At 39.5% G+C, this 23758-nt stretch carries 21 protein-coding genes; 1 reads left to right on the forward strand and 20 read right to left on the reverse strand.

Going from position 1 to position 23758, the window contains the following annotated elements; all coding sequences use genetic code 11:
* Positions 1–156 precede the first annotated feature (156 nt).
* From BM086_RS08350 to mtaB, 8 genes are all read right to left on the reverse strand, one after another.
* Positions 157–1380 carry a peptidase U32 family protein gene (locus BM086_RS08350; protein ID WP_092325562.1) on the reverse strand — a complete coding sequence of 408 codons (1224 nt, stop codon included), beginning with the start codon at positions 1378–1380 and terminating at the stop codon, positions 157–159.
* A 26-nt stretch (positions 1381–1406) separates the two neighbouring features.
* Positions 1407–2048: an O-methyltransferase gene (locus BM086_RS08355; protein WP_442857334.1), complete on the reverse strand. Its 642-nt coding sequence runs from the start codon at positions 2046–2048 to the stop codon at positions 1407–1409.
* Positions 2041–2511, reverse strand: coding sequence for an endolytic transglycosylase MltG (locus BM086_RS08360; protein WP_092325564.1), 471 nt, complete (start codon positions 2509–2511; stop codon positions 2041–2043). Before BM086_RS08360 ends, BM086_RS08355 begins: the two co-directional genes overlap by 8 nt.
* 21 nt (positions 2512–2532) lie before the next feature.
* Complete coding sequence (locus BM086_RS08365) at positions 2533–4212, reverse strand: ribonuclease J (RefSeq protein ID WP_092325565.1); 1680 nt, start codon at positions 4210–4212, stop codon at positions 2533–2535.
* A gap of 58 nt (positions 4213–4270) precedes the next feature.
* Positions 4271–4534, reverse strand: coding sequence for a DUF1292 domain-containing protein (locus BM086_RS08370; protein ID WP_442857333.1), 264 nt, complete (start codon positions 4532–4534; stop codon positions 4271–4273).
* Between the two features lie 22 nt (positions 4535–4556).
* Complete coding sequence (gene ruvX, locus BM086_RS08375; protein WP_092325567.1) at positions 4557–4982, reverse strand: Holliday junction resolvase RuvX; 426 nt, start codon at positions 4980–4982, stop codon at positions 4557–4559.
* Positions 4983–5046: 64 nt separating this feature from the next.
* A complete protein-coding gene (locus BM086_RS08380; RefSeq protein ID WP_092325568.1) occupies positions 5047–5322 on the reverse strand; it encodes an IreB family regulatory phosphoprotein in 276 nt (91 codons plus the stop codon).
* Positions 5323–5413: 91 nt separating this feature from the next.
* Complete coding sequence (mtaB, locus tag BM086_RS08385; RefSeq protein ID WP_092325569.1) at positions 5414–6778, reverse strand: tRNA (N(6)-L-threonylcarbamoyladenosine(37)-C(2))-methylthiotransferase MtaB; 1365 nt, start codon at positions 6776–6778, stop codon at positions 5414–5416.
* A 279-nt stretch (positions 6779–7057) separates the two neighbouring features.
* Between mtaB and BM086_RS08390 the strand changes: the two genes are divergently transcribed.
* On the forward strand, positions 7058–7288 hold the full coding sequence (locus BM086_RS08390; RefSeq protein ID WP_092325570.1) for an HPr family phosphocarrier protein: 231 nt from the start codon (positions 7058–7060) through the stop codon (positions 7286–7288).
* A 103-nt stretch (positions 7289–7391) separates the two neighbouring features.
* On the opposite strand, the gene thiI is transcribed toward BM086_RS08390, so the two are convergent.
* From thiI to BM086_RS08450, 12 genes are all read right to left on the reverse strand, one after another.
* Positions 7392–8588, reverse strand: a complete 1197-nt coding sequence (gene thiI / locus BM086_RS08395; RefSeq protein ID WP_092325571.1) for a tRNA uracil 4-sulfurtransferase ThiI — start codon at positions 8586–8588, stop codon at positions 7392–7394.
* A 154-nt stretch (positions 8589–8742) separates the two neighbouring features.
* Positions 8743–9900: a cysteine desulfurase family protein gene (locus tag BM086_RS08400; protein ID WP_092325572.1), complete on the reverse strand. Its 1158-nt coding sequence runs from the start codon at positions 9898–9900 to the stop codon at positions 8743–8745.
* 97 nt (positions 9901–9997) lie between these two features.
* Positions 9998–10753 carry an RsmE family RNA methyltransferase gene (locus BM086_RS08405; protein WP_092325573.1) on the reverse strand — a complete coding sequence of 252 codons (756 nt, stop codon included), beginning with the start codon at positions 10751–10753 and terminating at the stop codon, positions 9998–10000.
* Entirely contained in the window at positions 10753–11790 is a 1038-nt protein-coding gene (gene prmA, locus BM086_RS08410; RefSeq protein WP_092325574.1) for a 50S ribosomal protein L11 methyltransferase, read from the reverse strand. The genes BM086_RS08405 and prmA overlap by 1 nt, the downstream gene beginning before the upstream one ends.
* Before the next feature lie 289 nt (positions 11791–12079).
* Complete coding sequence (gene dnaJ / locus BM086_RS08415; RefSeq protein WP_092325575.1) at positions 12080–13258, reverse strand: molecular chaperone DnaJ; 1179 nt, start codon at positions 13256–13258, stop codon at positions 12080–12082.
* Between the two features lie 117 nt (positions 13259–13375).
* Positions 13376–15259, reverse strand: a complete 1884-nt coding sequence (dnaK, locus tag BM086_RS08420; RefSeq protein WP_092325576.1) for a molecular chaperone DnaK — start codon at positions 15257–15259, stop codon at positions 13376–13378.
* A gap of 57 nt (positions 15260–15316) precedes the next feature.
* Positions 15317–16030 carry a nucleotide exchange factor GrpE gene (grpE, locus tag BM086_RS08425; RefSeq protein WP_092325577.1) on the reverse strand — a complete coding sequence of 238 codons (714 nt, stop codon included), beginning with the start codon at positions 16028–16030 and terminating at the stop codon, positions 15317–15319.
* Positions 16031–16066: 36 nt separating this feature from the next.
* Entirely contained in the window at positions 16067–17098 is a 1032-nt protein-coding gene (gene hrcA / locus BM086_RS08430) for a heat-inducible transcriptional repressor HrcA (RefSeq protein WP_092325578.1), read from the reverse strand.
* A 258-nt stretch (positions 17099–17356) separates the two neighbouring features.
* Complete coding sequence (locus BM086_RS08435) at positions 17357–17803, reverse strand: DUF6465 family protein (RefSeq protein WP_092325579.1); 447 nt, start codon at positions 17801–17803, stop codon at positions 17357–17359.
* 144 nt (positions 17804–17947) lie between these two features.
* Complete coding sequence (locus BM086_RS08440) at positions 17948–19144, reverse strand: pyridoxal phosphate-dependent aminotransferase (protein ID WP_092325580.1); 1197 nt, start codon at positions 19142–19144, stop codon at positions 17948–17950.
* An 88-nt stretch (positions 19145–19232) separates the two neighbouring features.
* Complete coding sequence (locus BM086_RS08445) at positions 19233–20546, reverse strand: endo-1,4-beta-xylanase (protein ID WP_175560169.1); 1314 nt, start codon at positions 20544–20546, stop codon at positions 19233–19235.
* A 131-nt stretch (positions 20547–20677) separates the two neighbouring features.
* Positions 20678–23746, reverse strand: coding sequence for a response regulator (locus BM086_RS08450; RefSeq protein WP_092325582.1), 3069 nt, complete (start codon positions 23744–23746; stop codon positions 20678–20680).
* Between the last annotated feature and the right edge of the window lie 12 nt (positions 23747–23758).

Here is a 23758-nt window from a genome sequence, read left to right on the forward strand (position 1 = left end):
ATTCCTTTCGAAATATGAAATGTTATATCAATGTTTCCGTTACATATTACAACAACTTCATTAAAGTTACAATTATAAAAAAGTTGCAATTCACGCGCCTTACAAACAACGAAAATGAATTGCAACTTTTATTACCATGTATATTTGAAAAAAGCCTTATGATTTTACTCGTAAAATATCATATACTTCAGGTGTATGTGAAAGCTTTACATATAAAGTCTGTTTAGAATGCGGGCAGGACTCTACAGGTGTTCCGTCTTCAGCAAACATAGCCTCAACTTTAACCTTAACATCAGTTCCATCAGGCTTCATTATTTCTATCTCATCACCAACAGAAAACTTATTCCTCTGCTCGAATTTAGCATAACCTCTGTTATCTATCTCATTAACGATTCCAAGATATATGTACTCATTAACATAAGTATTATTATCATATATCTGTGCTTCATCGCTAGGCTTTCCAAAATAGAACCCCGTTGTAAACTGGCGATAAGTACACTTGGAAATCTGATCAAGATACCATGGCATGTTTTCTCTGTATTTCTCTTCTGATTCAAAGAAATCGTCAATTGCCTTTCTGTAAGTCCTTGCAACAGTGGCAACATAGAGCGCTGTCTTCATGCGTCCCTCTATCTTGCAGCTGTCAACTCCGGCATCCACAAGCTCAGGAATATGTTCTATCATGCACAGATCTTTTGAATTGAATATATAAGTTCCTCTGTCATTTTCATAGACAGGAAGATATTCACCCGGTCTTTTTTCCTCAACAATTGAGTATTTCCATCTGCAAGGATGTGTGCAGGCGCCTTTATTAGCATCTCTTCCGGTAAAGTAATTGGAAAGAAGGCACCTTCCGGAATAGGATATGCACATCGCACCATGGATAAAGCACTCCATCTCAAGATCATCAGGTGTTTTTGACGTAATCTCTTTTATTTCATTAAGTGATAATTCTCTGGCAGCAACCACACGCTTGGCGCCAAGTCCATACCAGAAATTATATGTTTCATAGTTGGTATTGTTAGCCTGTGTTGATACGTGAATATCAATCTCAGGGCAGATTCTGCGAGCCTTGGTAAAAATACCCGGATCTGCAATTATAAGCGCATCCGGCTTAAGTTCTTTTAACTCATGTAAATACTCCTCGACACCATCAAGATCATAATTGTGCGCAAGGATATTTACTGTTACATGCACTTTTACACCATGTTCATGAGCAAATTCAATGCCCGCCTTCATTTCATCATGGCTAAAATTCTTGGCTTTTGCCCTTAGTCCAAAGGCATCGCCTCCGATATACACCGCATCCGCGCCAAAAATAACAGCCGTTTTTAATACTTCCAGGCTACTAGCCGGAATTAGTAATTCTGGTTTTCTCATAAAATCTCCGTAATAATAACTAAAAACTACAGTTTCACAGAAAGAGTCATTCCATCGCCGACAGTAAGTATTACTGTATTTAAACTGTCATTATGCTTAAGTTCATATAGATACTCTCTCATTCTCGCATGAATCGTGCGATCTCTTCTTGTCACAGCAAACCTTGATTCAATCACATCGCCATCCTGAAGGACATTATCTGACACTAAGATTCCTCCTGTCTTCAGGATTCTGAGGCATTCAGGAAGGAAATTTATATATTGTCCCTTTGCAGCATCCATAAAAATAAAATCATACCCCGGTGAAAGCGTTTTTAATATATCCATAGCATCGCCTTCAAGAAGTGTGATTTTATGATCAGTGTCGTATTTGCTAAAGTTTTCTTTGGCAACAGGAATGCGTTTCTCATACTTCTCTATTGTTGTAATCCTGGTATCCTTAGATGAATACTCAGCCATCAAAAGGGCTGAAAATCCAACTGCGCAGCCAACCTCAAGTATATTTAAAGGCTTTGAATAGGACATCAGAAATTTCAAAAGTGCCTGTGTATCTTTACGGATGATAGGCACGTCATTATGAATAGCCTCTTTTTCAAGTTCATCAAGATATGCGATATTCCCTTTATCAAGTGAATTGATAAAAGCCTTCATTCTATCCTGCTCAACCACCATTTGATTCCTCTGAACTTTCTGCTGTTTCACCGGAAACATCTTTTTCTTCCGATGAACTATTATCAGAACCTGAAGCAGATGTGCCGGATTCATCCGAAGAATTTGCAGCCATGATCTGAAGCATTTCCTCTGGTGTCATTGCTGTACTAAGCTCATATGTTCCGGGAACTTCTAATCCATGATAATCTGAAAACTGCTCCTGCAGCCTAAATAGATTTTTGTCCGTAATGAGTCCAACACTTGCCAGCTTCTCGCCTATCTCACTGGCGCCATCACCGCTGGAGATAGTTACTTTCACTGTTCTTCCCGTACCGGATGATACAGGAATCTGGTTAAAAATATGATAGCCATAATTATATGCAATTTTCGAATACTTGCTTATCAGCGTCACGACCACTATAACAAACGCGATCTTAACAATAGCATCCAGCAGTCCTAAGCCGATTTTTCTTAAATTCATCCTTGTAATCTCCAAGACCAATTATATGTTCGTGTCCATAATAATAGGCATGATCATAGGTCTTCTCTTTGTCTTTTTCCAAATATAGTCGCTAAGTGCATCCTTAACAATGCTCTTAAGCTTGCCCCAGTCTGTAATTCCCTTATCAAGCGCCTCAGTGACATCATCCAAAACAAGATCTGTAGCATCATCAATGAGCTTATCGGATTCTCTCACATATACAAAGCCTCTTGAAACAATACTTGGCCCTGATACAAGCTGTCCACTTTCTCTATCCAGACCAAATACAACTATTACAATACCATCTTCTGCCAAATGCTGTCTATCTCTAAGTACTACATTTCCTACATCGCCAACTCCAAGTCCATCTACAAGGATAGCACCAACCGGCACTTTCCCCTTAACCTTTGCGCTTTCATCATCAAGCTCCAAAACCTCTCCGGAGTGAAGAATAAATATATTTTCTTTTTCTATGCCAAGATTTCTTGCAATATTTGCCTGCGCAATCAGATGTCTGTATTCACCATGTACAGGAACCGCATATTTAGGCTTAACAAGAGTATAGATAAGCTTAATATCCTCCTGACATGCATGTCCTGAAACATGCACATCCTGGAATATAACATCTGCACCCTTCATCTGAAGCTCATTTATAATATTTGTTACAGCCTTCTCATTGCCCGGTATCGGGTGTGATGAAAAGATAACTGTATCACCTGCGCCAATAGTTAATTTTCTATGCTGTCCGCTAGCCATTCTGCTGAGAGCAGCCATACTCTCACCCTGACTTCCTGTAGTTATGATAACAGTCTTATTCTCAGGGTAGTCTTTGAGATTATCTATATCAATAAGTGTATTCTCAGGAATCTTAATACATTCAAGTTTCTGAGCAATATCAATAATGCTGACCATGCTGCGGCCTTCAACCACAACTTTTCTGCCGCATTTATGAGCCGTATTGATGATCTGCTGAACTCTGTCTACATTAGACGCAAAAGTAGCAACAATAATTCTGTTGTTCTCATGCTCATCAAAAAGCGTATCCAAAGCTCTTCCTACAGTACGCTCAGATGCTGTAAATCCAGGTCTCTCAGCATTAGTAGAATCACACATAAGAGCCAGAACACCCTTTTTACCGATCTCAGCAAATCGCTGAAGATCAATCGGATCACCAAACACAGGTGTATAATCCACCTTAAAGTCGCCCGTATGCACAACTGTTCCCGCAGGTGAATAAATAGCAAGCGCAGCCGCATCAACAATAGAATGGTTCGTTCTTATGAATTCCACTCTGAATTGCCCAAGATTGATAGACTGTCCGAATTTGACAACCTTTCTTCTTGTGTTCTTCAATAAATTATGCTCTTCAAGCTTATGTTCAATGATTCCCATTGTAAGCCTTGTTGCATAAACAGGGACACTAAGCTCATGGAGCACATATGGAAGCGCGCCAATATGATCCTCGTGACCATGTGTTATCACGAAACCTTTGACCTTATCAATATTATCCTGCAGATAAGTAATATCCGGGATTACCAGGTCAATTCCAAGCATGTCATCATCCGGGAATGATAATCCACAATCCACTACAATAATACTGTCCTCATATCTGAAGGCAGTGATATTCATTCCAATCTGCTCAAGACCTCCCAACGGGATGATCTGCAGCTTGGATGCATTTTCAATTTTCTTTTTGCTCAAATTATTTCCTCCACTTTTAGGCAGAGATATAGAAATAAATATTAAACATTATTTCCCGTTAAATATCTAAATCTATATCATCTTCAGCAAGGAGCTTACGGAATACACCGGCAACTGCATCAAGTTCCCGGTCATCATCCACAATCACGTAAAGCGCCTGCTCGTCTTCTTTTCCGGAGTCGTCACGCAAAATAAGCGCCTCTCCGTCGCCATCTTCTTCATCAGTAACTAAAAGGTACGTTTTTGCACCTATAACTGTCTGTTCCAAACAATAAAATTCTACCGGTTCTTCTCCGTCCGGACTAAAATATATTTTTTCCAAATCTACCACCATCAGCCTTTCTTTAGGCTTTGTCTCTGTTATCCAGATAATCCTGAAGAATTATCTGCGCTGCAATCATGTCCACATATTCTTTACGCTGTTTGCCTCTGATTCCAGCTTCATCCATTATTTCGTCAGCTTCTACAGTTGTAAGCCGCTCATCCCACATTATTACGGGAAGTCCTGTTCGTCTTTCTATCTTTTCTTTGAACTCAAGGCATAACTCTGAGCGCTCAGAAATCGACTCATCCATATTGAGCGGAAGCCCCAAAACAATCTTCTCTACCCCATACTCCTGAATAAGCTCCTCTATGCGCGCTAGTGTTTTTCTAAGCTTGTTTTCTTCTTTTCTACGGATTATTTCTTTCCCCTGAGCAGTAAGTAAAAGTTCATCACTAATAGCAACACCTACTGTCCTTGAGCCGTAATCAAGCCCCATTATTCGCATTTCAAAATTCCTTCCATGATATCAGGGATGTCCCCATATTAATGTTTCACCCCCACATCACTTATTACTTACGAGCCCAGCCGTTACTCTTAATGTACTCTGTAAGCATCTCCTCAACAAGTTCATCTCTCTCAACCTTCATTATAAGGCTCCTTGCCCCCTGATGACTTGTGATATAAGTAGGATCTCCGGACATAATGTATCCAACAATCTGGTTCACAGGATTATAGCCCTTCTCCAAAAGAGCATCATAAACCACTGAAAGAACTTTTTTCACACCCGTTTCCGGTTCAACTTCTACTTTAAAATATTGGGTATTTCCTAAATCCTGATCTGCCATAGCCTTCTCCTCTATAGACAATAGTTTATATAATCAAATGAGAATTCATAAAATCACCAAATGCTCTACCCCTAATTTTACACTAAGCACCTTAAATAAGCAATGTATCGGCATTAAGAAATCCTTTGACTATCTCATGGGTTATCGTCCCGGACACTGCATTATCAAAACGGAGATCGTCCTCTGAAACAGCAACTCTGACATATCTGTCAGTAAGACCGATCATATATTTTCTTCCTTTGATTTCCTCACTGTCTTCCCAAAGGATTCCAACTTTCTCACCTATAAATGAATTTCTGTAACATTCAGACTGCGCTTTTGACATATCGATAAGGACATCACTTCTCTCGGATTTTTCCCTATCAGTCAGCTGTTCCTTCATCTCAGCCGCAACAGTTCCTTTTCTAGGTGAATACTTAAATACATGCATTTCGTAAAAATCTATATCTCTTGCAAACTGACAGCACTCATCAAATTCTTCTTTTGTCTCCCCAGGAAATCCAACAATAATATCCGTAGTAATCGCCGGTCTGTCAAAAGCCTCTCTAAGAAGCCTTACGCCTTCTTTAAATTCCTCTGCCGTATAATGTCTGTTCATTCGCTTAAGCACAGAATTTGATCCACTCTGCAGGGAAAGATGAAAATGCGGGCACAGTTTACTAACCGCAGCAAGTCTTTTAGTATTTTCCGGAGTGATGATTCTTGGTTCCAGAGAACTTATTCTTATTCTTTCGATTCCGGAAAGGTCATTTATGCTTTCAATAAGTTCAACAAGCCTTGACTCACCCTTATCAACTCCGTAAGAACTGATATGAATCCCGGTCAAAACAACTTCTTTACAGCCTTTCTGAATAAGTCCCTTTATTTCTTCAATTATTTCTTTCTCATCACGGCTTCTGACTCTTCCTCTTGCATAAGGAATAACACAATAAGTACAGAACTGATTGCATCCATCCTGAATCTTTATATAAGCCCTTGTGTGTTCAGGAAGCTCAGATAAAGTCATACTTTCGTATTCATGAGTCTTATTGATATCAATCACTGACTTGCCACCAAGTGTTTTGTCATCAAAATCCGCTCTTGCTTCAAAAAAGGAATTAAGAATGTCGACAATCTCAGATTTTTTATTATTGCCCACAGCAAGATCTATACACTCATCCTTTTTAACGCCATCCATGCCTGTTTCCACATAGCATCCAACAGCCACAACAACAGCTCCGGGATTTTCTTTTTTCGCCTTGTGAAGCATCTGTCTGGATTTTCTGTCAGCAATATTGGTAACTGTACAGGTATTTATAATGTAAATGTCTGCTTCTTCTGTAAAAGGAACTATAATGCATCCTGCTTCTTTAAGCTTGATTCCCATTACATCCATCTCATAACTGTTTACTTTACATCCAAGATTGTGCATCGCTACGCGAAGCCCGGTAATATTATTTGGCATATTCTCTAACATTTTTGTTTTCCCACTATACTGATAACAAACGGCATATCGCTCATATTTCCTATTCATTTAATTAAATATTTAATAAAAAATATTCGTTTTCTTTGCTATATTGCCGTTACAATTATTTTACTTTGTAATTAATTCACAAATAATTTTCGATTATCCGTTAACTTTAGTTCTTTTAGAACAACTTGCGCTATCTTTACCTGATTAATATTTTGCTCCATAGGTCATTGACTTTTACCTTTTCTACGTTTACTATAAAGAAAAGAAGGAGGTATTTGACCAATGAAGACCGTTAAAATTTCTTTAAATTCTATCGATAAGGTTAAATCTTTTGTAAACGATATTACGAAGTTTGATTATGATTTCGATCTCGTTTCAGGAAGATACGTTATCGATGCTAAGTCTATTATGGGTATTTTCTCATTGGATCTCTCTAAGCCAATCGATCTCAATATCCATGCAGAAGACGGCGCAGATGAGGTTGTTGAAGTATTAAAGCCTTACATGATCTAATCTTAAGGATTAGATCCATCAAAAAGATTATTATAGACCATCTTAATTTTCTTGATTAAGATGGTCTTTTTATGCTCAGATTTAAAAACACTTTAAATCTATATCAAACCTCGATGATCTCGTCTGTATCAAGCGCTGTCTGAACAAGCTCGTCAATCTTTTCGCTAAGCAGTTCCTCATGCTTTTTGATTATATCAAGTCTTGGCTTTGTTACAGGATGTTTAGCAACGAAAATAGTACAGCAATCCTCATAAGGTAAAATAGATGTCTCATAAGCATCAATTTTAACCGAAACGTCAACTATATCCTGCTTATCAAAAGCTATAAGAGGTCTGTAGACAGGCATATCTGTAACCACTTCTCCTGTGCACATAAGGCTCTGCATAGTCTGTGAAGCCACCTGACCAATGCTTTCCCCGGTAATAAGTCCCATGCATCCTGCATCCCCTGCGAGCTTATCCGCTATCTTCATCATGTAACGTCTCATAATTATCGTAAGCTCATCATGTGGACACTTCTCATATATGTACATTTGAATATCCGTAAAGTTGATTACGTGAAGCTTTACATGGCCAGTGTACTTTGAAATTACTTTTGCAAGATCAACTACCTTCTGCTTTGCCTTTTCGCTAGTATATGGCGGCGCATTAAAATAAACAGCCTCAATATCCACACCTCTTTTAGCAACCATATATCCGGCAACAGGAGAATCTATTCCGCCTGATAACAAAAGCATTGCCTTACCCGCTGTTCCAATCGGCATTCCGCCTGGTCCCGGTATAATCTCAGAGAAGATATTAAGCTTTTCTCTAAGTTCAACATTTAGCAGAATCTCAGGATTATGTACATCCACCTTCATTTCATCAAAGGCATCCAAAATCCTCGCTCCAAGTTCTGCAGCCATTTCCATCGAATCAAAAGGATAGCTCTTATCTACTCTTCTAACTTTGACTTTAAAGGTCTTGTGCTTATCAGGATATACTCCGTCAATAAAGTCTATTACTGCCTTTGCCACGCCATCTATATCAGGAAGGTGATTATCTCCATCCCTGTTAATTGTCACTGCAGGGCATATTCCGGTAATTCCAAATACAGTGCCAAGTTTATCCACAGTTTCATTGAAGTCAAAGCCCTCTGCCTCAATATATATTCTTCCTGCAACTCTGGACACCTTAAAGGTTCCGTCGCACTTTGAAAGCACTCTCTCTATCTGTCTGACCAAAGCTTCCTCGAATATATATCTGTTTTTTCCTTTAACTCCGATTTCTGCATATTTAATTATAAAAGCATGATACTGCATATATACCCCTTTCAACTATAGACGCCAAAAATATAATAATAACTACTCACTCTAAAATAAACTGGACCATACTATCAATTTGTATATTTGATTCGTTGTCGTCAATCGTCGTAGCTAGTAACTCATTTATTTTCCGGTCCTGCACTACCCAAAATCAATGATGATAGAATTTCCTCATTGTATCAACCTGTGCGCAAAGTGTATCCAAAAGATAATCTATTTCTTCCCTGGTTGTCAAAAATGACATGCTTATCCTTATAGTAGATTCCAAAAGACTCTTATCAAGTCCTATTGCCTTAAGCGTGTCAGACACATGCGGATTATTTGATGTGCAGGCACTTCCGGCAGAAACATATATCCCTTTGCTGCTAAGCATATTAAGCACGGTTTCAGCGGCAAGTCCTTTTATAGAGAGGCTAACAATATGTGGCGCTCCCTTTTCACATTCAGGTCCATTTATCTTTATATCAGTCAGACGCTCGTTTAAAGAATCCACAAGATACTTTTTCAGATTATATAAATCTCTGATATGATTGTCAAAGTCTTCATAACACTTTTTAGCAGCAACAGAAAGTCCAACAATACCGGGAACATTTTCTGTTCCTGAGCGCATTCCCTTCTGCTGTCCACCACCATAACAGATAGGAACAATCTTTGTGCCCTTTTTAATATATAAAAATCCGATTCCTTTAGGTCCATGTATCTTATGTCCACTCACCGACAAAAGATCAATATTCATAGTTCTCGGTCTTATTAAAACCTTGCCGTAACCCTGAACAGCGTCTACATGGAAATAGGTATCAGGATTCATTGCCTTTATAATCTTTCCCGCTTCTTCAACAGGTTCAATTGCACCTATTTCATTATTTACAAGCATCATAGAAACTAGGATAGTATCAGGTCTGATAGCTGCCTTAAGCTCATTAATATCCACAATTCCCTGATTATCCACAGGAAGAAGTGTCACTTCAAAGCCGTCCTTCTGTAAATATCCCACAGACTCCAGTATTGCAGGATGTTCAATAGCAGTTGTTATTATATGTTTTCCACGCCATTTGTTCGCTCTCGCAACTCCGATAATAGCAAGATTATCTGATTCTGTTCCACCTGATGTAAAAAGAATCTCCTGCGGGTCAACTTTTAATGTATCTGCAATAATTTCCCTGGCATCTGCTATTCTGTCAGCAGAAATTGTGCCCATATGATGCACACTTGATGCATTTCCGTATTCTAAAGTCATTGTATCAGCAACTGCCTTTGCAACCTCATCAAATGCCCTGGTTGTTGCTGAGTTATCTAAATATGCTTCCACTTCATCCACCTAAAAAATAATAATCTACATATCAAATATGATGTCACGTATTGTTCTGCACAATTCATTCTCGCAATCCCACGTAACATATGAAAAATCATAACAATTCCAAATGATACATAAGCCACGAAATAATCGTAAAGCCTGCTGTCTCTGTCCTTAGGATTCTCTTTCCAAGAGTAATCGGCTTTATACCATTTTCATTGCAAAGCTCGATTTCCTGTTCCGAAAATCCGCCTTCCGGTCCTATAAAAACAGCAATTCTCTGCCCCGGCTTTATGTTTTCTATGATCTCTTTTGTTGCTTCCATCCCCTTTGCATTTTCATACGGAATGATCTTAACTTCCATATCCTTTGCAAATTCAACTGCCTGCTTCATAGTCATAGGCATAGTAACCTCAGGAATGATAGCACGCTTACTCTGCTTAGCGGCAGCTTCTGATATAGCCTGCCAGCGTTTTACTTTTGCCGGAGCCTTCTTTTCATCGAGCTTAACAACACATCTCTTGGTCGCCATCGGTATTATCTGAAATGCCCCTAGCTCAACTGCCTTTTGAATAATAAGCTCCATTTTATCAACTTTAGGAAGTCCCTGGAAAAGATATATCTTCGAAGGCAGTTCATTTCCAAACTCTTCGATAAAACAAAGTTTGCCCGTAACTGCGCTATCACCAATATCTTCTATCTCATAAAAGATTTCCTTCCCATCAGCATCGTCACGTATGCTGACAGAAAACTGTTCTCCCCTTTTCATGCGAAGAACATTCACAATATGATTATAGTCATCCCCTACAATCTCAACGTTCTTATAATCCGCAGATATCTGCGAATTATCCACAAAAAAATGATACATCAGTTTTTCCTCGAAGTAATGGATACCCAGTCGCCCTGATGATGAATCTCCAGTATTTCAAGTCCAGCATCAAGATGTGCCTTTTTAACTTCTTCTTCCTTGGTATTGATAATTCCGGATGTAATATAGATTCCGCCTTTTTTAAGCTGATTCAAAATTACAGGTGTAAGCGGAACCAATACATTTGCAAGAATATTTGCCACAACGATATCATATTTATCATATCCAACTTTATCCTGAACAGATTTATCGTCTATGATATTCCCGATCATCATTTCGAACTTATCAGTAGAAATACCGTTATTCTCCATATTTTCTTTGACAGCTGGAACCGCGCACTTATCAAGGTCAGTGCCAACAGCATGCTTCGCGCCAAACATCAGCGCAAGGATAGAAAGAACTCCGCTTCCTGTTCCAACATCCAAAAGCTCAGTGTCTGAATTCACATATTTTTTAAGCATTCTAATGCAAAGCTGCGTAGTCTCATGCATTCCTGTGCCAAAAGCTGTGCCGGGATCAATATGAAGAACCATCTCAGCTTTAGCCTCATCCTCTTTGCTTTCCTTTTCCCATGAAGGAATAACAAGAATGTCATCTATATAAAACTTATGAAAGTACTGTTTCCAGTTATTTATCCAATCTATATCTTCAGTGACGTCAACTGAAATTGTTCCATCACCTATATCAGAAAAGCTTCTAAGTTCATCAAGCTTTTCTTTTATCTCAAGCTGTATTTCTTCCGGCGTCTTCCTGACTTTAATATTTTCTCCATCTTCACCTGGAAGTTCTACAGTAAGCATGTTCTCATCATCAATTTCCAGAAAGAAATTAAGATATGCTACTCCACTATCTATACCTGTATCCTTCTCATCAGGCTCAAGCTCTGGCGCATCAATAAACATCTGCTCTTTATCCGCTGCAGAAAGTGGAGCATTATCTTCAATCTGTGCTCCCTCAAGTCCTATATCTTCTAAATAACTTACAATAATATCTTCTGATTCCTCGTTGGTTCTGACTCTAAATCTCATCCACTTCATATTATCGTCCTCATATTCACAACAAAAAACATTTCTAGCGAAGGAAGTATATCACATATAAAGTCAATATGCTAATTAAAAAAGAGTAATTTTATAATAATTTGCTTAATATCTTAAATCATTTCTGCATAAACAGTAAACTTATTATCTCTTTCAAAACAGAAAAATCGAAGGATGGTCAGCTGCAACGAACAGCGTATAAAGGAGACCCTCCTTCGATTTAAATATTTACAGGTAACAGCGCAGATAAAACAAATTCATTTCATCTTGGCATCATGTTTACTTATTTTCATTTCCAGAATGACTTTTTCTTCTTTCCGCCGCCATCGTTAGGCCCTTTATCATCATTTCCAAGCACTCTGTCAGCAGCTCCCAAAGAATCACCTGTCTTCTCATCAAACTGCTTAAGAAGCTCTTTTGCTTCCTTGGAAATCTTCTCAGGAATCTGAACAACAAGTGTTACGTAATGATCACCTCTAGTATCCTTATCCCTAAGTGAAGGAACACCTTTACCACGAAGTCTTACTCTTGTATCTGTCTGAGTTCCGGGCTTAACATCATAAGCAACCTTACCGTCAACTGTATCAATGATTACTGTTCCACCTAGAGTAGCAATTGCAAATGACATAGGCACTACAGAATAGATGTCATATCCTTCTCTCTGGAATATAGGATGATCTGAAACAATAACTTCTACCAAAAGATCTCCTCTTGGTCCACCATTGACACCGGGTTCACCCTTATCTCTTATTCTTACGCTCTGGCCATTATCTATACCTGCAGGAATTGTAACTTTTATCTTCTTTCTGCTGGCAATATATCCTGTACCATGGCAATCAGTACATTTATCCTTGATAACCTTACCTGTTCCGCCACATTCCGGACAAGTCTGCACATTTCTCACAGTGCCAAAGAAAGACTGCTGTGTATAAACAATCTGACCTTTACCACCACACTTAGTACATGTCTGAGCAGATGTACCGGGCTTAGCACCTGTTCCGTGACAGGTAGGGCATGGATCTTTGATTGTAAGCTCAAGTTCCTTCTCACAGCCAAAAACAGCTTCAAGAAATGTAATTCTAACACTGGCTCTTAAGTTAGCTCCCTTTGAAGGGCCTGTCCTTGCGCCGCCTCTTGATCTTCCGCCACCGAAAAAGTCTCCAAAGATATCACCAAAGATGTCGCCAAAATCAGCTCCGTTAAAGTCAAATCCGCCGCCAAATCCACCGGCACCACCATCAAATGCTGCATGACCAAATTGATCATACTGACGTCTCTTCTCAGGATCACTCAAGACTGCATATGCTTCAGATGCCTCCTTAAATTTATCTGCAGCAGACTGATCGCCTGGGTTCATATCCGGATGGTATTTCTTAGCAAGCACCCTGTATGCTTTTTTTATCTCATCCTCGCTGGCGCCTTTGCTGACACCAAGGACTTCATAATAATCGCGCTTCTGTTCAGCCATAATACTCCTTTAAAACTATCAACTAATATTTCCTGTAATAGTTATATGCTCTGAATAGCCAGGCGAAATAAATCGTCTGGCTATCCAATTATAACACTGCTTTATTTCATTTCAATATTAAACTTCTCTGTAGTCACCATCTACTACGTCGTCGTTATTTGATGAGCTTCCTGCAGAAGCACCGCCCATATCAGGACCTGCGCCGGCACCCATGTTAGGTCCCTGGCCTGCTGCGCCCTGAACATTCTCATACATCTTTGCAAAGAGTGCCTGAGCGTCGTTCATAAGCTTTTCTTTCTGGCTCTTAAGTGAATCTATCTCGCTATCTGAAAGTTCCTTGTCCTTTGTCTGCTCAAGTGTTTCTTTAAGAGCTTTGATATCATCTTCAACAGTCTGTTTCTGAGAAGCGTCAATCTTATCTCCAACTTCCTGAAGAGCTTTTTCTGTCTGGAATACAAATGCATCTGCATCGTTTCTTGCATCAATTCCTTCTTTACGCTTCTTATCCTGAGCCTCATACTCCTGAGCCTCTTTTACAGCCTTATCGATATCCTCATCTGACATGTTAGAACCAGCTGTGATTGTAATGTGCTGTTCCTTACCTGTTCCAAGGTCCTTAGCAGAAACATTAACAATACCATTTGCATCAATATCGAATGTAACTTCGATCTGAGGTACTCCTCTCATTGCTGGAGGGATTCCATCAAGTCTGAACTGTCCAAGTGACTTGTTATCCTTGGCGAACTGTCTCTCACCCTGAAGGACATTGATATCTACTGCTGTCTGATTATCTGCAGCTGTTGAGAATACCTGGCTCTTCTTTGTAGGGATTGTTGTGTTACGCTCGATAAGTCTTGTAGCAACACCACCCATTGTCTCGATTGAAAGTGAAAGAGGTGTTACATCAAGAAGAAGGATGTCACCTGCGCCTGCATCTCCTGCAAGCTTACCACCCTGGATAGAAGCACCGATAGCTACGCACTCATCAGGGTTAAGGTTCTTTGAAGGCTCATGTCCTGTAAGCTGTTTAACCTTTTCAACTACGCAAGGAACACGTGTTGAACCACCAACAAGGAGAACCTTGCCGATATCTGAATTTGTAAGGCCTGCATCCTTCATAGCATTCTGAACAGGGATTGCTGTTCTCTCTACAAGGTCATGGATAAGCTCTTCAAACTTAGCTCTTGTAAGGTCAACATCGAAGTGCTTAGGGCCATCAGCTCCTGCTGATATGAAAGGAAGGTTGATGTTAGTTGTTGTAGAAGAAGAAAGTTCCTTCTTAGCCTTCTCTGCAGCTTCCTTAAGTCTCTGCATAGCCATCTTATCGCCTGAAAGATCTACGCCTTCTTTGTTCTTGAAATCCTGAACCATCCAGTTAATGATAGCCTGGTCGAAGTCATCACCACCAAGGTGTGTATCACCGTTTGTTGAAAGAACTTCGATAACACCGTCACCAATCTCAATGATTGATACATCGAATGTACCACCACCAAGGTCATAAACCATGATCTTCTGCTCTTTTTCGTTATCAAGTCCATATGCAAGAGCTGCTGCTGTAGGCTCGTTGATAATTCTCTTTACCTCAAGACCTGCAATCTTACCTGCATCCTTTGTTGCCTGACGCTGTGCATCATTGAAGTAAGCAGGAACAGTGATAACTGCCTCTGAAACCTTTTCACCAAGATACTGCTCTGCATCAGCCTTAAGCTTCTGAAGGATCATAGCAGAAATCTGCTGAGGTGAATATTTCTTGCCGTCGATTGTACGGCCGCGATCTGTACCCATATCTCTCTTGATTGAAGAGATAGTATTGTCTGCATTTGTTACAGCCTGACGCTTAGCAGGTTCACCAACTATTCTCTCACCATTCTTTGTAAAAGCAACGATTGAAGGTGTTGTTCTTGCACCTTCTGCATTAGCGATAACAGTGGGCTTACCACCTTCCATAACTGCTACGCAGCTATTAGTTGTACCTAAGTCGATACCAATAATCTTACTCATTTTATTTTCCTCCATTAATCTTTCAAATTAACATTAAATACTTAAACTCTATATCTATTATTTTGCAACAGCTACCATACTATGTCTTAGTACAGTATCGTGGAATTTATATCCCTTTTGAAGTTCCTGTGCAATGATTCCTTCTTCATAATCGCCACTTTCAACCTGCATTACTGCATTGTGAAGGTTAGGATCAAATTCTTTTCCCACAGCTTCAATCGGGGTTACGCCAAGATTTTCCATTTCAGTTATCAGCTGTTTGTAAATCTTGTTCATGCCATCTGCAAAAGCTCCATCTTTTTCTGCTTCAGGAACTGCTGCCAGGCCTCTTTCAAAATTATCTATAACCGGAAGGAGCTTCTCAAGGATACTGCTCTGTCCCTGTTCAAACATCTGAGCCTTTTCCTTGTCTGTTCTCTTTCTGTAGTTATCAAACTCAGCCATCTGTCTCATTACACGGTCATTGAGTTCATCAACTTTTTCTTTAAGAGGGTCTTTCTTATCTTTCTTGGCAAAAAATGGTTTCTTCTTGGACTCTTTCTGGTCATCAGAGTTTTCTTCGCTCTGTTCATCTTCGGAAGTATCCTTAGCCTCTGCATTTTCTGCAGCTTCTTCAGTTTTTTCTTCCTCTGCCTGAACATCAGCCTCCGCTTCTTTCTTCTCAGCGTTCTCTTCAGCCTTTTCCTTAGCTTCCTGTTCAAGTTCTTCCATTATATTCTCAAGAACCTCTTTATCTTTCTCACTAACCGTCTTCTTATCTGTATTACTCAAAACTTATGCCTCCTGCCTAAATACATTACTTATGCGCTATCCTTTTTTATAAAGATCATCAAGCGCATGTCTCATATTCTTTAAAGTTGTAATAACCTTGTCATAGTCCATTCTCTTAGGTCCGATGATACCAACCGTACCCTTCATTCCATCTCCAAGCTCATAGGTTGCTGTTACAACACTGCAATCCTTCATAGCCTGAACCGGAGTTTCATTTCCGATGTAGACCTGAATTCCGGTCTGCTCACCGTCAGCTGAAAGCGTATCTTCTACAATACTTGAAAGATCTTTCGTATCTTCAAAGGTACTGATAAGCTCACTCGCCTTACTGCTATCTGTAAGCTCAGGATACTTAAAAATGTTCATCGTACCGCTTGTATAAATCTGTAAATCTTCATCGGCTGTAATTGATTCTGCTGCCGCATCGATCACATTTCCTATGATCTCACTGTGGATTCCTGCCTCCTGCTTAACTGCTGCAATGAGACCAAGATTTATATCTTCAACTGCAAGCCCATCCAGTCTTGTATTCATCAGGATGTTCAGCTTGAGCATCGTTGCATCATCCAAAACTTCATCTACAGGAATGATCTTATTCTTTATTACATTCCCTTCAATAACAATCGTCGCCAGAAGATGTTCGTTATCCACCTTGGATATCTGTATGAATTTGAGTTTGTTCTTCCTGATCTGCGGAGCTGATATCATAGTTGCATAGTTTGTATCAACCGCAAGAGTCTTAGCCACCTGCTTAAGCAGATTCTCAAGCTTCTCTTCTTTATCAAGAAGCATTTCCTTCATATTCTCAACTTCCTGCTCTTTATCACGAAGCATTTCGTCCACATATACTCTGTAGCCCTGATCTGAAGGGATACGTCCTGCTGAGGTATGTGGCTGTAATATAAGTCCCATTTCCTCAAGGTCTGCCATCTCATTTCTGATTGTTGCTGAACTAAGATTAAGATCTGTGTACTTGGAAATTGTTCTGCTTCCTACAGGCTCACCTGTTTCCAGGTAATTCTTAACTATAGCATGAAGTATTTTTCTTTTTCTCTCGTCTAACTCCATAAAGCCCTTCCTCTGTATTCACCGGTTAAATTCATTGGAATGGTGTTTTTGAAGTGTTAGCACTCACTCAAATCGAGTGCTAATATCTTCTGTAACATAAAATATCACTCTAAACATCTCATGTCAACCTTACATTTTATAAAATATGTATTAATAGTAATTTCCTATTCAATAAAATGCCCTGACCAAAGAAATAAAACTCCCTTTGGCCAGGGCATTGCATTTTTTCATATTAGATTTAAAAACTTAGACAACGGATTATAATGAATAGCTTCCATTCTCTTCATCATTTACTACAAAGTAAACTGTATTCTCTTCAGGTTTTACATAGAGATCAAGCTTCTTAACATCAGCAGGATTCTTACCCATATCATACTGACATACATTCTGAGCGTTCTCTAAAAGTGTATCATATGTAACACTCTTATCTGCAAACTGAAGAACAATATTTGTCTTAACAGCTGCGCTCTCTTCCTTCTTAGCAGGTGCCTTCTTTGTTGCAGTCTTAGTTTCCTTCTTAGCTACTTCCTTTTCTTCCTTCTTAGGTGCAGCCTTCTTTGCAGGTGACTTCTTTGCTGCAGGTTCTTCTGCCTTTTTAACAGGTGCCTTCTTAGGAGCATCTGCCTTCTTAGCCTCAGAAGCTACAGGTGCTTTCTCAGCAACAACAGGCTTAACAACTGCTTCTGTCTTCTTTTTCTCGGCCATTTTTCTTTCTCCTCCTCAAAATAAAATCACAATTGATTTATGTAGCTCATTAAAACAATAAAGTAATTTACGAAATAGAGTTTACTCTTATTAATCCGCATTGTCAACGCATTCTTGATTAAAAAGGCATAATTAATCCGTTAATCAAGCGGTTTTTTTGTACACCTCTTTTACAAACTCCCTAAGTCTGCCCATTGCACGCTGAACTTTTTCTGTATCAATGCAATAAGCCATTCTGAAGAAGCCGGGTGCTCCAAAACCATCGGCAGGGACAAAGATAAGATCATAGTCCTTAGCTTTTTTGCAGAATTCTATTGAACTCTCTTCCAAAGCCTTAGGCATAATATAGAATGTTCCGCCGGGTTTAACAACTGTAAATCCAAGTTCAACCAGGGTATCGTAAATTATATTCATATTAGTTTCATATACAGAAAGATCAGCAGTAAGAGAGCAAACCTTTGCAACAGCCTGCTGAATTATTGAAGGAGGACAGTTGTGCCCTGTTCCTCTTGAGATCTGTCCGCACATAGGAACTATGAATTCTGCGCCCTCACAGGCAGGATTAACCGCTACATATCCGATTCTTTCTCCGGGTAAAGATAAAGATTTGGAGAAAGAATAGCAGCTAAGCGTATGAGGATAGAACTTGGAAACATATGGCGCATCCGCTCCTGCAAATACAATTTCTCTGTATGGCTCATCTGAGAGAAGATAAATAGTATGGCCATATTCTTCTGACTTAGCTGTCAAAACTTCTGAAAGTCTCTTTAAAGTCTCTGTAGAATAAGCAACTCCTGAAGGATTATTTGGCGTATTGATAAGAACTGCCATCACATCTTTATTAAGCATCTCCAGGAACTTATCGAAGTTTATCTGAAAAGAACTTGGATCAGCAGGAACAACACTGAGTTTGAGTCCTGCTCCCGTGATATATGGTCCATATTCAGGGAAATAAGGAGCAAAGGTAAGAACTTCATCCCCGGGCTTTGTCACTGCGCGAACTGCATGTGAAATAGCTCCTGCCGCGCCGGTTGTCGGGAATATATGCTCAGGTCCGTAGTTCATGCCAAAACGCTCGTTAAGAGACTTTGCAATATTTTCTTTATACAAAGGATTTCCCAAGCTTGGCGTGTAGCCGTGAAGTGTCATAGTATCCTCAGTTTCAAGGAGTCTTATCATTTCATCGGTAAATTCCTGCGGAACAGCAACACTGGGGTTACCAAGGCTGAAATCAAATACATTTTCATAACCGATTTCTTTGCCTCTTGCTGTGGCATATTCAGAAAGTTCCCTTATAACTGATTTAGCTGAAAGCATACTTTTGTAGTTCTCGTTGATCATACCTCTCCTCCATTATTTCCGGTTTATGTAAAGAAAAGCGTTAAAAAACGCTTTTCTCCTCTTTGGAAGCTACGCAAAAATCACTTGCTCACTCAGCTTTTCCATAGCCTTCCATAACCTCTTTAATTTTGTAAAATGCCGGCTTTGGCTCATAATTCTTGTCAAACAGACGAGTATTTGTCGTATCACCTTCACGATAATGATCAACAAGTCCAAAAACAGTCACATTAGTAATGTTAGCAGGTCCTCCTGCCTGTGTATCCAGCTTGTGGAACATCTCAAAGACCTTGCCATACTTTTCTGCCTGTTTATTAAACTGTGCTTCAGTTTCCGTATCAACACCGATTGAAAGCTCTGTAACATGAATTTCAAGCTCAAGTTCAGCAAATTTTCTTATAGCAGATTCTATCATGGTTTCCGATGGGTAATCAATCCCCCAATATCCCTGCATTCCGATTCCATCGATAAGTCCTTTTTCCTTGAGCGCTTTGCAAAGATTATAGATGGACTGTGTCTTTGGTGCCTGATAGGTATTGTAGTCATTGTAAAAAAGCTTTACATCACTGTCAGCATATTTTCTTGCATAAGTAAATGCCATCTCAACATAGTCAGGACCAATTGTCTCATACCATGGATTTGGAGCATCGCCAAGCTTCATTCTGCACATAAAGTCAGTCTCAGGATCAGCGCTGTCAGGATCAACTGCTTCATTTACAACATCCCAGCAGTAGATTACTCCGGGATAGTTTTCCTGAACATGCTCAAGAAGCTGCTTAATGTAGCTTTCCATTCTTGCAAGCATTGTCTCTTTGTCAACATATTCTCCATCGTCCTTATAGCCTTCTCTAAAGAACCATTCAGGTGCCTGTGTGTGCCATACCAGTGTGTGTCCGCGCATCTTCATGCCATTTTCCTTGCACCATTCAAGTGTAGGATCGATAGAATAAAATGAAAGAGCAGGACTTGCATCGCCATTTTTAAGATTTTCCTGAGATCCCATCTGATCAAGAATATAACCACTCTTCATTAAGTTTGTCATAGTGCAGCTGTTAAAATGCTTTTTGGATAAGTCCATATACTGTGGAATATTGAGAGTCTGGTTTTCCAATGTACTTCCATTGATACCAACTCCCAAAGTAAAATAATCACTGCAAAGATCTTTTAGTGCAACATCATCCTCTGCTTTGTCAGATTCAGCTTCTGTACTTTCTTCTTTAGCTGCTGCCTCTGTTTCTGAAGCCTGCTCTTCTTTTGTTTCTTCCGAAGTCTGCTCTGTGCTTTCAGAACTCTCTACCTCTGCTGCCACTTCAGTTTCCTGTACGGTTTCAACTGAAGTTTCTTTTGCGCATCCGCATAAAAGAGAAAGCGCAATCACCCCGATAATTAAACTCTTTTTCCTCATCATACCCTCCAATAAAAAATGGACTATAGTTATTTACAATGAATAACTATAGCCCAAATCAGCCTCTCAAACCAATCACTCCTTGTGAGAATATTCATTTTTCTTGCTATTTTAAGAGTTTTCAGATTATATTACAGAATTTCAAGGAGCCCCTCTCTGTCAACTGCCGCTATCAGAAGCCTTACCTTATCATATTTTTCTTTAAACTGCTCCGGTATTTTATATGACTTAAGCATCTCAAAAATTCCTTCTGCCGAGTCAAAGTCATAGGCTTCTATAAGCTCTTTCATCCCGGAAAATGCACTTTCAAGCTCATCCACCGCTATAAGCGGCAGGTTTTCTTTTTCCTCATCCTCATTTATAGGCGCAAGATTCTCTTTATACTGTCTATAAAGCTCTAAAAGCGCCGGTGTCCTATCCTTAATCTCAGCCTCATTCTCTTCATTACCACACTTCTCCAAAAACTCAGCCTGCCTCGACAACTCCATTGCCCCAATAAGACGCGCCGAACTCTTAAGAGCATGTACTGCAACCGTATAATTTCTATAATCCTGTTCCCGCTCGAATCTTTCAATGTTATCAGCCTTCGAATCAATTGCGATATAAAACTCTTTTACCACATTCAAAAGAACTTCCCTGTCACCGCAATTTTTCTCAGCTTCTTTAAGATCAATATTTTTAAGCCTTTCTAAGACATCCTTGTCTTTTTCATCAATTATTTCACCAGCTTTATTTGTCTCTTCGTCTGCATCTCCATTTTCTGTTTCTCCCGCAAAAAGAATCTTCTCCTTAGGAAGATATTGACAAAGCATCTCTTCCATCGTCTCGCCGTTTACAGGCTTTGAAAGATAATCGTCAAACCCTGCTGCCTTATAATCATCCCTGGCAGTTGAACCGGCATTAGCCGTAAGGGCAATACACGGAACATTCTTATTAAGATTTTCTTCAAGCCTTTTCATCGCTTCGAGCGTCTCAATTCCATCCATCTCTGGCATTCTATGGTCGATAAAAATGCAGTCGTACTTATTTTCTTTAATCTTATCAATTGTCTCAAAACCACTTTCCGCAGTATCAACCTCTATCTTCGTTGCCTTCAAAAGGCCTTTAACAACAGTAAGATTCATCGGCGTATCGTCAACCACAAGAATCCTTGCCTCAGGCGCTGTAAATTTTTCTTTATACTTCTTTGCACTGGCAAGATACTCTTTGTACTTCTTCTTAAAATCGCCGATAGGCTCCCATGAAATGACCTTCTGCTTTACTTCAAAAGAAAAATCGCTCCCCTGCCCATAGACACTAGACACTTCAAGTTTTGTATCCATAAGCGCCAGAAGTTTTTTTACAATGCTCATTCCAAGTCCCGTTCCCTCAATGGAACGATTTCTGATCTCCTCAATCCTCTCAAACGGTGAATAAAGCTTTTTAAGGTCTTCTTCTTTTATTCCGATTCCCGTGTCAACAACACGGTATCTTATATACGCACTCTCGTCATCTTCCTTTCGATAGGTAATATCCAGAGTAACAGTCCCGGTTTCAGTGTACTTCACCGCATTTGAAAGAACGTTTGTGACACACTGCTTTATCCTTATCTCATCGCCTATGAGTTTTATGGGCAGATTCTCATCAACATTGACCTCTAGCTTTAGTCCCTTTTCTTCCGCTTTGGACGCCACCATGTTTATCAGGTCGTTTATCGTGGAACCAATATGATATTCCACAGGCAGAATATCCATCTTTCCTGCTTCAATTTTGCTAAAATCCAATATATCGTTAATGATTCCAAGCAGCGAATTTCCTGCGCTCTTGACATTATTTGCATACTCAAGGATCTGCTCATCCGTAGCTTCTCTAAGTATCATCTCATTCATACCAAGAACAGCGTTAATAGGAGTCCTGATCTCGTGGGACATATTGGAAAGAAAAGAAGACTTTGCTTCGCTTGCTTTCTGAGCAACCTCAAGTTCTTTTTCCAGCTCCTGCTCTTCCTTGATCCTGTTGATATATTCTTCAATTGAATGAACAGTAGTAACCATTGACTGATGAAGGACCTGAATTTCATCATTGGTTTTTACCGTCATTTTATCAATTTTTCTTCCTGTCTCAAGCTTCTTGTCGTCACCTGCATTTGCAAATTCATACATAAAATCTGACATCCGACCGATAGGGCCGCCGATGTATACCTTGGTAAAGAAATTAGCAAATGCAGCCATTGGCACACCGACGCAGAGCATCAAAAGAATCATCTTGAAATCAAAACCGATAGCAGCTTCATCCCATCTAAACTCGATATTATTGATCTCAGCAACCATCTCATCCGTTGCAGTACCGGAATTTTCTGAGTCAACTGCCTCAATTCCTTCTTGATTTTCTGTAGTATCACCAGTTAATATAGCATCAGAACCCTCTTCCTGCCTCATCCGTGCTTCAATGTTCTCTCTTCTTTCAATTCCATTTACGAACATATTTCTAATATCCGGGAAAAGAACCATCATAAAAAGTCCTACAGCTATTCCAAGTACAAGCTCTACTCCGACTATAATAAGAGTTATCTTCATGCTAAGTCTTGTTTTCCTTATATTGCGCTGATACTCTTTATTCTCCTGAAAAGCTTTTGTATAAACTGCGCCTAAGGGAAAAATAGTCTTCACAATATCCGGAGCTTTCGTCATAAAAAGATATATCAAAGCGGCCGTTCCAAAAACTATTAGAGCATCCCTGGTAAAATAATGCACATAATCAAAAACTTCCGATAGGTTATATTCATTTTTACGGATGACCGTGAAGCATAAATACTCAATCGCAGACGTAAGTATAAGCGCTGCGATTGCTGCGATAAACGTCTTTTTCTTTGTCATAAAAAAGCTATATTGGGAAAAAAGTGAGAAACTCAAAGCTGCGACCATAAAAATGGCCATATTATAAGAAGACTGCATGTCAGTGATAAGAACAATGACAAATGCAATAACAAACGAGATCATGGAAACATAGTAACCATAGAGTGCTCCCAGAACAAGAAATGGAAAGATAAAGAAAGTCACATAAACAGTTCCGTTACTTGAATAATTCAGCTTACTGCCGTTTAATGCAAAGAAAACGCATAAATGCGTAAGAAGTCCCCATAAAACAAAGCTCAAAGGAATTATCACCTTGTTTACTATCTTCCTACTCTCTGCAACATCAGTTACGGTCTTTTTATCCATAAGCACCTCTTG

This window comes from Butyrivibrio sp. YAB3001, assembly GCF_900112195.1.
GTDB lineage: Bacteria > Bacillota > Clostridia > Lachnospirales > Lachnospiraceae > Butyrivibrio.